The 12,495-nt window shown below is 71.9% G+C and carries 9 protein-coding genes; 5 read left to right on the top strand and 4 right to left on the bottom strand.

From position 1 onward, the window contains the following. The first annotated feature begins 504 nt into the window (after nt 1–504). From WG209_RS25145 to WG209_RS25125, 5 genes are all read left to right on the top strand, one after another. Complete coding sequence (locus WG209_RS25145) at nt 505–2,388, top strand: peptidylprolyl isomerase (RefSeq protein ID WP_337177869.1); 1,884 nt, start codon at nt 505–507, stop codon at nt 2,386–2,388. An 82-nt stretch (nt 2,389–2,470) separates the two neighbouring features. Further along, nucleotides 2,471–2,803, top strand: coding sequence for a hypothetical protein (locus WG209_RS25140; protein WP_337177868.1), 333 nt, complete (start codon nt 2,471–2,473; stop codon nt 2,801–2,803). A gap of 22 nt (nt 2,804–2,825) precedes the next feature. Next, nucleotides 2,826–5,570, top strand: coding sequence for a hypothetical protein (locus tag WG209_RS25135; protein WP_337177867.1), 2,745 nt, complete (start codon nt 2,826–2,828; stop codon nt 5,568–5,570). 28 nt (nt 5,571–5,598) lie between these two features. Next, nucleotides 5,599–7,023, top strand: coding sequence for a phosphomethylpyrimidine synthase ThiC (gene thiC, locus WG209_RS25130; protein ID WP_337177866.1), 1,425 nt, complete (start codon nt 5,599–5,601; stop codon nt 7,021–7,023). Nucleotides 7,024–7,142: 119 nt separating this feature from the next. After that, complete coding sequence (locus WG209_RS25125) at nt 7,143–8,582, top strand: glycoside hydrolase family 140 protein (RefSeq protein ID WP_337177865.1); 1,440 nt, start codon at nt 7,143–7,145, stop codon at nt 8,580–8,582. Here WG209_RS25125 and WG209_RS25120 read toward each other — a convergent pair. The 4 genes from WG209_RS25120 to WG209_RS25105 all read right to left on the bottom strand — a co-directional run bounded on the left by WG209_RS25120 (nt 8,546) and on the right by WG209_RS25105 (nt 12,224). Further along, nucleotides 8,546–8,980 carry a hypothetical protein gene (locus WG209_RS25120; protein ID WP_337177864.1) on the bottom strand — a complete coding sequence of 145 codons (435 nt, stop codon included), beginning with the start codon at nt 8,978–8,980 and terminating at the stop codon, nt 8,546–8,548. The genes WG209_RS25125 and WG209_RS25120 overlap by 37 nt on opposite strands. A 52-nt stretch (nt 8,981–9,032) precedes the next feature. After that, nucleotides 9,033–9,368, bottom strand: a complete 336-nt coding sequence (locus WG209_RS25115; RefSeq protein ID WP_337177863.1) for a DUF962 domain-containing protein — start codon at nt 9,366–9,368, stop codon at nt 9,033–9,035. A 14-nt stretch (nt 9,369–9,382) separates the two neighbouring features. Further along, nucleotides 9,383–10,993: a multiheme c-type cytochrome gene (locus WG209_RS25110; protein ID WP_337177862.1), complete on the bottom strand. Its 1,611-nt coding sequence runs from the start codon at nt 10,991–10,993 to the stop codon at nt 9,383–9,385. A 145-nt stretch (nt 10,994–11,138) separates the two neighbouring features. After that, nucleotides 11,139–12,224: a DUF1573 domain-containing protein gene (locus WG209_RS25105; protein WP_337177861.1), complete on the bottom strand. Its 1,086-nt coding sequence runs from the start codon at nt 12,222–12,224 to the stop codon at nt 11,139–11,141. Between the last annotated feature and the right edge of the window lie 271 nt (nt 12,225–12,495).

Below are 12,495 nucleotides of genomic sequence, written 5' to 3'. Positions count from 1 at the left end.
TTCGGCCACCTTCTCCCACGAGGGGAGAAGGGGGGGGCGCGTCCGTGGAGCCGTCGACGAGACGGCGGCGGGTCGTCAGCCCGGAAGGAGCGGGGACGGATATCGGGCCGAAGACCCTCCCTGTCGCGGCGCGGGGGCGCGGTCCCTTTCAGGGGCCGTCGCCCCTGACTGCTTCCGAAAGGTCAAAGAGCGCCGCCATCGAACGCCCCCATGATCCCCCGGGGGTGGGGCGGGATTTCATGAAACCTGGTTAACGCGAAAAAACGATCGGGGTTGCTGCGGGGCGGGGATCGGCTATCCTGCCGGGCGCGAGAATCCGCGAGCCCCCTCGGCCCGTTCGGGCGGGGGGGCTGTGTGACGCTCCGGGCCGGCCGAGCATGTCTCGTGAGGCGGCCGACGACCGGGGCGGACCCGATCGGTCGCGACCCGTCGCGTCCGGCCCGAGCGGCCGGGCGCCGGCCGGGCGCGCCGGGGGTGGGCTCTCCAAGGATGGAGACGGAAGCCATGAGAAGAACATTGCTCGCGGCGGCGCTGGCCGGGCTGGCGGTCGGCGGCTGCGCGCACTCGAAGTCGGCGCGACCCCCCGAGATCGAGGGGGGTCCGGTCGGCATGGAGCCGACGCCGTCGATCTACGACACGATCAACCGAGGCACCAGCCCCTCGGTGGCGAAGTCGACGCTGCCCGACCCCGCCAACCCGAACTGGTCCGGCGCGCCCCTGATCGCCACCCGGCCCGAGACGGGCCTGGCCCCCCGGGCCGCCGCCGATCCCAACGCCGCCCCGGCCGCCGCCCGCGCCGCCGCCCCGGCCCAGGCCCAGGCTCCGGTCCAGGCCCAGGCCGCCCCGACGACTCGCTGGAGCGAGCCCCCCCAGGAACTGCCCGCCGACGCGACCGCCGCTCAGCGGGTCGCGATGGAGCCCGACCTGGACGACGACGAGCACGCGCTGCCGCCGGCCGTCGAGGCCGATCCCGACGAGGCGTTGCCCACGCTCCCCGACGTCGCCCCCGCCCCGGCCCCCGCGCCCACCCGGCCCCAGGCCGCGCCGGCGGTCGAGATGGAGGACGACCCGCTGCTCGGCCCCAACCCGGACCTGATGCCGGCGATGGAGCCGTCGCCCCCCGCCGAGGAGGATCCGCCGCTCGGCTTCGACCCCGACCCGAGGCCGGCGACCGAGCCGTCGCCCCCCGCCGATCCGGCCGTCGCCGAACCGGCCCCCGCCAAACCCGCCTCGCCCAAGCCGGCCCCTCCTCTGGAGGCGGCGCCCGACGAGGACGAGGAGGAACCCCTCCCGCCGCTGGAGGCGGCCCCCTCGGCGTCCGCCGACTCGGCCCCCGCGCCTCGCGTCGACGCGATGGTCCGCCAGGTCTCGACCACGTCGGCCCCCACGGGGGCCGACGTCGACGACTCGGGCTGGAAGCAGGCCGGGATGGCCGCCGCCCGGGTCGGCGACGAGGTCGTCACGCTCGGCGAGCTGCGGACGGCGGTGAAGGAGGCCGTCCAGCGGCAGGGCGGGAAGGTGAGCGAGCTGTCGCGCGAGGAGCTGAACTACGTCGCCCAGAACGTCCTCGCGACGCTGATCGACCGCACGCTGATGGTCCAGGAGGCCAAGCACAAGCTCAAGAACGACGAGAAGCAGCTCCTCAGGCTCCAGGAGGCCGCCGACGGCTACTGGCGCGAATACGAGCTTCCCCCCCTGCTCCGCCAGCACTACGTCCAGGACGAGCACCAGCTCAGGCGCAAGTTCGAGCGGGAGGGACGCTCGCTGCCGGAGCTCCAGTCGAACTTCCGTCAGGAGTTCGTCGCCCACTCCTTCATGATGCAGATGATCGGCGACCGGGTCGACGTCGGCCTGCCGGAGATGCTGAAGTATTACGAGGAGCACAAAAACGACGAGCGGAACCACCGCCAGCCGGCGATCATCTGGCGCGAGATCCTCGTCGACAAGACCAGGCACGCCACCCCCGCCGAGGCCCGCGCCAAGGCCGACGCCCTGCTCGCCCGCGTCCGGCGCGGCGAGGACTTCGCGGCCGTCGCCGCGGCCGAGAGCGAGGCCCCCGCGCTGATCAAGGCGGCCGGCGGGCTCATGGAGACGGCCCCCGGCGGATACGTCGTGGCCGCGGTCAACCGGGCCATCGAGGCCCTGCCGCTGGACACCGTGAGCGACGTCGTCGAGGGCCCCGACAGCTTCCACGTCCTCCGGGTCGAGGCCCGACGCCCCGGCGGCCCCGCCTCGTTCGCCGAGCTGCAAGACTCCATCCGCGCGGCGCTCCGCGAGCGGAAGACGCAGGAGCAACGGCGCCTCCTCCTGGCCTCGCTCCGCAAGAAGACCATCGTCACCACCATCTTCGACGGCACCGCCAGCGACCCCAACCACGTCTCGCGCTGATTCCGCCCCCTCCGGTCGACGTTGCCTCGACCGCCCTCCCCGGTTATCCTCTCCCCGGACCCACCCGGCCGAGGGGAGCCCCATGGACCCGCCCAATCCCTTCCGCTACCGCCCGGTCTGCTCCGAGCCCGGATGCGAGGAGACGGCCGTTTACAAGGTGGCCGCCTACTGGAGCGACGGCTCCCACCACGAGCTGAAGAACTACGGCCTGGCCTGCCCGGCGCATCGCGACTCCCGACTGGACCGCGCGCGCAAGAACCGCGACGCCCTGAAGCTAGGGCCCGGCGAGACCGTGGGGGACGTCCGCCTGTTCGTCCTCGACCCCAGCCGTCGCGACACCGAGCAGGAGAGCGTCGCCGACGCCCCGGCCCCGACCACCCCGCCCCCCTCGGGCCCGACGCCCGACTCGCCGTGACGGAACACGGAGGCACCCAAGGATGACCCCGAAGGCACCATCGTCGCGGGCCCTGGCGCTCGCCCTGACGCTCGCGTTCCTCGCGCCGGCCGTTGCGCCGGCCGACGAGTCGCCGCTGGGCGCGGTCCGGCTCCCGAAGGAGTGGCAGGACAAGTTCTGGGCCGCCCCCCAGGCGGAGGCGCTCCTGAAGCTCTCCCCCAAGGAGGCCGCCGACCTCGTCCCCAAGCAGGCCGGGATCCGCTTCTGCGGCTGCCCCGCCTGCGGGATCGACGAGCGCGAGGAGCCCCTCTCCTGGTCGATCGACAAGCCGAAGGTCGTCGTCTGCCGCGAGTGCAAGGGGGAGTTCCCCGGCGGCGGCTTCCCCGCCGCCCCGACCACCGAGAACGTCGAGGTGAGGCGCGGGGTGTGGCACCTGTACCCCTACCACGCCGCCGTCCCCGAGAAGGCCCATTACCCCGAGGAGCGGCTGTACCTCGCCGCCAAGGTGGACTACGAGGCCCGCGCGTACCTGTCCAAGGCGGCCCTCTACGCGGCCGTCCGCTGGCACGACGAGGAGCCCGCGAAGCGCGACCCGAAGCTGGCCCAGCTGGCCGCGACGCTCCTCCTCCGGTTCGCCCAGGTCTACCCGGACTACGCGATGCGCACCGACCAGCCCGGCCAGACCAAGCAGCTCATGCCGGCGAAGGTGCCGCCGCCGTACCGCCACGCCTACCAGACCGCCAAGTGGGAATGGAACGGCAGCCTGGAAACGCCGATGAACCTGGTGCTGGCGTACAGCCTCCTGCGCGACGGCGCCGACTGGGACGAGGTCGGCAAGCTCCTGGGGGACGAGCACCCGAGGCATACCATCGAGAACGACCTGCTGCTCGCCTCGGCCGAGCTGGCCTCGCGCCAGCCCGACGACTACACGGAGGACTCGCTGGTCGTCTACCGGGGCATGCTCAGCGTGGGCCGGCTGATCGGGAACCGGATCCTGGTCCACGAGGCCGGCGCCCGGCTGGAGGAGTTTTCCCGGCGCGCGTTCTATTACGACGGCTTCTGGCGGGGCGCCGACGTGCTTGGGCATCGCCGGGTGCTGGGGATGCTCGACGGCTGGATCGACGGCCTGCTCGAACGGCCGGCGACGTCGGCGGGCGACCGCCCCGTCGTGCCGATGCTGGACCTCGCCCGCGCGGCGGCCTCGGCCGTCCCGTCGCGGCCCGTCGACCCCGAGATCCGGCTCGCCTCCTGGCCCGTCGAGAAGCCCGACGAGGGCCCCCGCCGCCCGATGCTCCTGGGGGGCGCGGGGCTGGCCCTGCTCTCGGTCGGCCGCGACGACCAATCGCTGGACGTGGAGGTGCGGGGCCGCGACGGCCTGACCGACAGGCGCGGTCGCCGGCTGGCGTTCCGGCTGAGCGTCGGCGGCGTCCCCCTGCTCGACGACCTGGACGAGCGGCCCGCCACGGCCAACGGCTGGGATCTCGCCACCGCCAGCCACAACACGGTCGTGGTCGACGGCCTGAATCAGCGCGAGTCCCCGCAGGCGGCCCGGATCCCGACCCCCTCCAGCGACTTCCTGTTCTTCTCGCCGGACGCCGACCTCCAGGTCGTCACGGCGGCCGACCGCCACGCCTACCCCGTCTCCACGAAGCTCTACCGCCAGACCTTCGCGGTCTCCGGCTGGGGGCCGCGGCGGTACGCGGTGTCGGTCTTCGAGGTGGAGGGGGGGCTCCAGCACGACCAGATCTTCCACTCCGCCCCCGGGTCGGGGAGCGAATGGAAGCCGCTGCTGGCGACCGCGCCGGCCGTCGGCAGCCTGCTGCCGCCGTCGATCACCTTCCTGCCGACCGCCCGCCCCGAGGACGGCCGCTGGTTCGTGCAGGCCTACGGCGAGTTCAAGCCCAGGCTCCGCGCGTCGCTCGACGGGCCGTCGCGCGTGGACCTGGCCCCGCGCGGGGGGGGGACGCCGTCGCTGCGGCTCCACCTGCTGGGGGCGTCCCCCGCGACCCTGATCGCGGCCGACTCGTCCGACGCCCCGGCCGTCGCCGGCGGCCCGCCGAACCCGGCCGCGCCGCGGTCGAGCCTGATCGTCCGCCGCCGCTCCCAGTCGGGCGCGAACCTCGCGTCGCTCTTCGTCACCCTGTTCGAGCCGATGCGGGACGGCCTGGCCCCGCTGGACCGGGTCGGCCGGGTGGAGACGACGGCCGACGCCGTGGTGATCGCGGTCGAGGCCCCGGAAGGCACCGAGCACCTGGTCTTCAACCGGAAGGCCGGCGCGGTGATCCGGGCCCAGCTCGCCAACGGCCGGGGGGTGGAGACCGACGGCCTGCTCGTCCGGGTCCGCGGCGACGACGTGACGCTGGTCGGCGGCACCTACGCCGAGGCGTCCGGCATGCTGGTCTCCCAGCCGAGCGTCCGGGGGACGATCGTCGCCGCCGGCCGCTCGCCGGGCGAGGGCTCGCGGGGGTATTTCGTGACCCCCGAGGAACTCCCCGAGGGCCTGGCCGTCGCCGGCCGGGCGCTGTTCGTCCAGCACGGCGACGGGACCACCCGCGCCTGGACGCTAGCCGCCGCCGAGCCGACCGCCGAGGGGACGCGGCTCCACGTCCGCGAGGAGCCCGGATTCCTCGTCGACGAGGCGACCGGGGCGGCCGAATATTACCAGTTCCCGATGGCCGCCGCGCCCGGCCCGCACCGCTTCCGGCTGGCCCTCTCGACCCGGGGACGCACCCCGACGCGGGGGGTCGCGGCGGTCCCCCCGGCGCGACGGGCGGCCGGGGCGAATTGACCTGACGACGGCTCGCGGCCTACCATGGGTGGGGACCGGCCCCCGCCGGGGCTCGGGCGCGAGCGCTCGCCCGACCCGGTGTCGCGCCGGGGCGACTTCGAAGAGGACGTGGACGATGACGCAGATCGAACAGGCTCGCCAGGGCGTCGTGACCCCGCAGATGGAGCACGTCGCCCGCCGCGAGGGGGTGGAGCCCGAGACCATCCGTTCCGAGGTCGCCCGCGGGCGCATGGTCATCCCGGCCAACACGGTCCACCTCGGGCTCGGCCTGGAGCCGATGGCGATCGGCATCGCGGCCAAGTGCAAGATCAACGCCAACATCGGCAACTCGGCCGTCACCTCGAACATCGAGAACGAGCTGGCCAAACTCCGGATGGCCGTCGAGCTGGGCGCCGACACGGTGATGGACCTCTCCACCGGCGGCAACATCGACGCCATCCGCCGGGCGATCATCGAGGCCAGCCCGGTCCCCATCGGTACCGTGCCGATGTACCAGGCCGTCCAGCAGGTGAAGAAGGTCGAGGACCTCACCGAGGAGGACCTGCTCGCCAACATCGAGCACCAGGCGATGCAGGGGGTCGACTACATGACCCTGCACATCGGCATCCTCCGCGACCACATCCCGCTGACCGCCCACCGGATCACGGGGATCGTCTCGCGCGGCGGGGCGCTGATGGCCCAGTGGATGATGGCCCACAACCGCGAGAACCCGCTCTACACGCGGTTCGACGACATCTGCGACATCATGCGCAAGTATGACGTCACGTTCAGCCTGGGGGACAGCCTCCGCCCCGGCTGCATCGCCGACGCCTCCGACGCCGCCCAGTTCGCCGAGCTGAAGACGCTGGGCGAGCTGACCCGCCGGGCCTGGGCCCGCGGCTGCCAGGTCATGGTGGAGGGCCCCGGGCACGTCCCGATGGACCAGATCGCCATGAACATGGAGAAGCAGGCCGTCGAGTGCGACGAGGCCCCCTTCTACGTCCTCGGCCCGCTCGTCACCGACATCGCCCCGGGATATGATCACATCTCCTCGGCCATCGGCGCGGCGCTCGCCGGCTGGCACGGCGCCAGCATGCTCTGCTACGTCACCCCCAAGGAGCACCTGGGGCTGCCGGAGGTCGAGGACGTGCGCCAGGGGGTGATCGCCTACAAGATCGCCGCCCACGCCGCCGACCTGGCCCGCCACCGCCCCGGCGCCCGCGACCGCGACGACGCCATCTCCCGCGCCCGCTACCGCTTCGATTGGGAGGAGCAGTTCCGCCTCTCGCTCGACCCCGAGACCGCGCGCCGGATGCACGACGAGACGCTGCCGCAGGACGCCTTCAAGACGGCCGCCTTCTGCTCCATGTGCGGGCCCAAGTTCTGCTCCATGCGGATCTCCGAGGACATCCGCAAGCACGCCGAGGCCACGGCGTCGCTCGTCCAACTCCAGCCCGTCCCCTCCGGTTCTTGATCGGGGCCGACGGCTCGCGGACAATGCGCGGAAACGATCGAGGGGCCGGCGCGGCCTGAAAGCCCGCCGGCCCCTCGCCTCGCGTCCTCGCCCCGGCCATGGGCCGGAAGGTCCCGCGCATGAGCCGTCTCCGTGGCCTGCTGCTCGTCGCGCCCGCCCTGCTCTGCCTCGGGACGGCCCGCGGCGACGAGCCCCATCGGTTCCCGACCGGCGTGAGCGCCGACGGCCGCCATCTGACGGCCGACGACGGCGAGCCCTTCTTCTACCTGGGCGACACCGCCTGGGAATTGTTCCACCGCTGCGATCGCGAGGAGGCCGAACGCTACCTCGCCGATCGCGCGGGCAAGGGCTTCACGGTGATCCAGGCCGTCGCGCTCGCCGAGGTGGACGGGCACTCGGTCCCCAACGCCCAAGGCCACCTGCCGCTCGTCGACCTGGACCCCGCCCGGCCGGCGGTCGCGGACGGGCCCGGCAACGACTACTGGGACCACGTCGACTTCATCGTCGACCGCGCCAACGCGCTGGGGCTGACCATCGGCCTGCTGCCGACCTGGGGACGCTACTGGCACGACCCGGTCAAGGACGGCAAGCCCCTGTTCGACGCCGCCAACGCCGAGAAGTACGGCGAATGGATCGGCGCGCGCTACGGAGCGAAGGGGGTGATCTGGATCCTGGGGGGCGACCGGAACGTCGAGGACGACGGCCAGAAGGCGATCATCGACGCGATGGCCCGGGGGATCAAGAAGGGGGACGGCGGCAAGCGCCTGATGACCTTCCACCCCAGGGGGGGCCAGGGGTCGTCGAAGTGGTTCCACGGCGCGGACTGGCTCTCGTTCAACATGCGGCAGAACGGCCACAACGCCGACTACACCGGGGCCTATGAGAACACGAGGCCGGATTTCGACCTCTCGCCTCCCAAGCCGGTGATCGACGGCGAGCCGCTGTACGAGGCCCACCCGATCGCGTTTCACGCGGAACGCAACGGGCACTCCGTCGCCGCCGACGTCCGCCGGCCGTTCTACTGGGACGTCTTCTCGGGCGCGTGCGGGCACACCTACGGCCACCACTCGGTCTGGCAGATGTGGAAGCCGGGCCGCGACCCGATCAACAACCCGCTCCTCCCCTGGACGGACGCCCTCGACGACCCGGGGGCGGGGCAGATGCGGCACGGCCGTCGGCTGATCGAATCGCGTCCCATGGCCACGCGCGTCCCCGACGACTCGATCATCGTCGTCGACCGCGTGAAGACCGCCGTCCCCGGCGCGGGGCGGTATCGCTTCGTCGCCACCCGCGACCGCGACGGCTCGTACGCCATGGTCTACGCCCCCATCGGCCGGGCATTCTCGGTCCGCGTCCAGGACGCCGTGAAGGCAAAGAAGGTGCGCGCCTGGTGGTTCGACCCGCGAAACGGCCACGCCGAGGCGATCGGCGAGTTCGCCAACGAGAGGGAGCGTCGCTTCGTCCCCCCCGCCCCGGGCGAGGCGCTCGACTGGGTGCTCGTCCTCGACGACGCCTCGAAGGACTACCCCCCGCCGGGGCGCGTCCCGCCCGCCCGCTGAATGGCCGTCGAGGCCGAGCGGGATGCGTCGGCTTCGCGCGCGAGGATCATGCGGCGATTGGATCCCCTTTCGTCGATGTAGCAGGCCAAGTGACCGGGGATGCAACTCAGGATCGTGCCCCATCCGCCGGCCTCGGCGAGGTCGACGGCCTCCGCGAGCGGCATTTCCCGTCCGTCGATGTCGGCGACGGCGGAGATGACGTGGCATCCGGCAGGGGCGGCGTGGGATCGCAGCAAGGCCGCGACGTCCATGTACGGGATCGGCCTCGCGAAATGTTCGTCGAGGTCCCGGCAATGGTTCAGGCGGTCGAGGAAGCCCGACCGCCGCTTCGGGTCGCCCAGCGATTCGAGCCAACGGGGGCGTCTCGGCGCAAGGATAAACGAGCGGACCACGGCCACTTCATGCGGGTGCATCGGAGAGCCTCCGGGTTCGCGTGCCGCCCGGTACCCGTCACCCCCGCTTGCCCGTCACCAGGCGGCCCACGCCCGAGGCGATCTGGCCGATCACGGCCCAGGCCATGACGAAGGGAGTGCTGGGGTGGCGGAAGACGGTGGGGAGGTTGCGTTCGAAGATGAAGTGGCCGGCCCACATGATGGCGTAGGAGAGGCAGAACAGGCCCAGCGACCACCAGGGGCGGAACGGGACGAGGATCACGGCCAGCGCCATGATCGGCCATCCCACGCCGACGTGGAGGAAGTGGTTGACCGGGTTCTGGTGGTCCTCGCGGTACTTGGACCGCATCTTGTCCAGCCGGCCGGGGGCCTGGGTCGTGGTCGCGCTTTCCATGGGACGGGCCTCGATCAGTTCGCCTTCGGGGCGGCGGGAGGGTCGACCGTGATCCCCTGGTGGACCTTCGGGTCGGTGTAGGTGTCGAGCCCCTTGTGGAGCACCTTGGGCCAGTAGGTCGCGAAGTTGAACTCCGGCGAGTTGTCCTCGTCGTGGCACCGGATGCACAGGCGGTTCCGGTCGGCCTGCTCGGCGGTCAGCTTCAGGGCGTTGCGGAACTCCATGTCGTCGGGCGCGGCGATGTGCTTCGATGCCGGGCCGTGGCAGTTCTCGCACTGGTTCCCCTTCAGGGCGGGGGTGGCCTCGGCGGAGACCCAGCCGGAATTGTACTCGAAGCCCGTCGTGTGACAGGCGATGCATTCGGCGTCGAAGTTGACGTCGGGCTTGGGGTCGTGCAGGAGCGAGTCGTACGCCTTCGCGTGCCCCGTGCTCGCCCACTTGAGGTAGGTGTTCGGGTGGCAGGTCTGGCACGACTCGGCCCCGACGAACTTCGCGCCCGACGCGCCGCCGACGAAGTCCCGGCGCGGGAAGTTCTCGACGGTGCCGATCCCCTTCAGCAGGCCGCGGTACTCGTCCTCGATGATCTTCTTCACCGACAGGTCCCGGCCGTCGAACCGCTCGGTCAGGGCGACCCGCTGGTACTTCGGGGCCGAGCCGTCGAAGAAGCCGACCGCGCCGACGTACTTCCCGCGGCGGCCGACGTTCACGATCATCGTCTTGCCGTCGTTCGCGGTCTTGGGGTCGGCCTCGGGGTCCGGGGCCTCGGACTTGGAGACGACGACGTCGAACCCTGGGAACGCCTCGGCCAGCCGGAGCGCCTCCTGGGGGGGGGCCTGCACCATCAAGACCTGGTAGTCGCTCTTGCCTTCGAGCTCCTTGAGGATGCCCGGCAGCACGTCCTCGTAGCGCTTCACCTCGGGGATGAGGGCCTCGCGGTCGGGGTCGGAGAGCTTCGCGATCGCTTCGGGGTCGACCACGGCGGTCACGCCCAGCTTGACCGGGCCGGCCTCCACCACGACGGAGGGGACGATGATCTCGTCGAAGCCCGGCGCGGCGACGAGGTTGGCGGAGAGGAGTTTCGTCGTCCCCTCCTGGCTGTTCAGGAACTGGGCGAACGCCTCGGCGACGCCCACCTTGAAGTCGTCGGCGCCCAGGGCGATCGCGTCGTACGGGAACGCGGAGAGGGCCTTGAGCGCGATGCCGAACTTGATCTTGGCCTGCTCGAAGCCGCCGAGCGCGGACGTGGGGTCCTTGGTGAGGCTCCCCAGGTCGATCATGGCGACGTGGTGCCCCTGCCCCTTGAGCTTCTCGACGAAGTCCTGCCGGCGGATGAGGCCGCCGAGCTGGCCCATGGCGCAGCCGCAGGGCTCCAGGTAGCCGTCCATCTCGCCGGAGACGACGAGGACGGCCTTCGGGTCGGTCCATCGGGACAGGAGCTTGCCAGAGCCCTTCGCCTCGCCGCCCGCGGCGTCGTCCGAGGGGGACGCGGGCGTGGGGGCGGGGGACGGGGCCGGCGTGGGGGCGGGTTGGGGCTCGGGGGCGGGCCGGCCGCAACCGACGTAGCCGAGCAGGGCGGCGGCCGTCGCCACCGCGACGACCGACCGATAGGGGGATCGGGCCGACATCGTTCCTCCTTGAGGCTTCCGTCCCGCTCCGGCCGGGGCGCGCGACTTGACGGCGCCCACGAGGCCGGGCCGAAGGTCGGAGTCTATCCGTCCCGTCGCGGGCCGATAAGGTCAATCCTCCGGCCCGCGCGGGGGGATCGGGTCGTCACTTGCCGACGAGGAAGCTGACGGGGATTTTCAGCTCGCCCGCGTTGGGCAGGTCGGTCTTGAGCACGACCAGGCCGTCGACGAGCCCCGCCGGGGTCCCCTTGGGGACGGACACCCGGGCTCGGTAGCGGCCCTTGACGTCGGTGGGCTCGACGGCGACCTCGAGCTTGTCGGGCTTCGAGGCGACGGTGAAGTTCGCCTCCTCGCCGCCTCGGACGTTCAGCAGGACTTCAGCCCCGCCCCCCTCGGCGCTCTTGACGGTGACCATGCGGATCCGGTCGGGCGAGACGCTGACCGGGCCGGCGACCACGCCCACCACCATCACCTTGACCTCGGGCCGGTGGGGGTGGTCGGTGTGGACGACGATCTCCTCGCGCATCTGGCCGAGCGGGAAGCCCGGCTTCACCTCGACGTTCACCTTCCAGCCCGCCTTGAGCTGGCCGCTGGCCAGCTCCGACTCGGACATCGGCTCGACGGAGGTCGAGAGGAACTCGGGCTTGGAGTTGTTGATCTCGGTGATCTTGGTCTCGGGCCGGTCGGGGGAGTAGAGGGCGAAGAAGACCCCCTTGGGGTCGTCGCTGTCGACGACGTTCAGGTCGATGGTCTCGCCCGGGATGAGGATCACCGGCGGGTTCACCTTGCCGTGGACGAACAGCGGGAAGGTGGGATGCTCGGGGTCGTTGGTCTCGATGTTGGCGCCCTTGTGGAAGTCGCCGACGGTCTGGTTGGTCTGGTATTCCAGCTCGATCTCGGTGGACTCGCCGGGCTTGAGCGTCAGCTTGTCGCCGTCCTTGTCGAGCTTGGCGACCGTGCACATGCAGGTGGACGTCCCCTTCCAGACCAGGAGGTCGGCGTCCCCTTCGTTGGTGAGCTTCCAGGCGTGCCGGCCGGTCTCCTGCTGGCCGATCTCGCCGAATTGGTGCGTCAGCTCCCCCTCGATGACCGCCCTGGGCCGGGGGCCGACCACCTTGGAGGCGACGGGCTGGCTGAAGGGGCTCGTCGTGGTGCTCGCGGAGTCCAGGAGCACGACCGAGCCGGCCGCGATCAGGACCACGACGACGGCCAGGATCACCCACCGCAACATGTTGAGGAATCTCCAGATGAGGACGACCGGCGGGGCAACGGCCGGCGCGGGGGCACCTCGCCGCCATGACGGATGCGATTGCTACGACCGCGACCCGAGGAGCGTTCGCGCGACGTGGAGGTTCATCTTAAAAGCCGCCGAAACCCGCGGTCAAGCGGGCCGACCGGGCGGTCGGCCCCGAAACGTTCGCGGCGATGTCGCGTATGGGGAGGCGAGGGAGGTCGCCGGAGATCCCCTGCGCGCGAGCACGCGCCTGGAATCCGAGACGCCG

This window comes from Paludisphaera sp., assembly GCF_037189885.1.
Classification (GTDB): Bacteria; Planctomycetota; Planctomycetia; order Isosphaerales; family Isosphaeraceae; genus Paludisphaera.
Note: the sequence above shows the minus strand (reverse complement) of the source record. Positions and strands in the feature narration are given on the sequence as shown.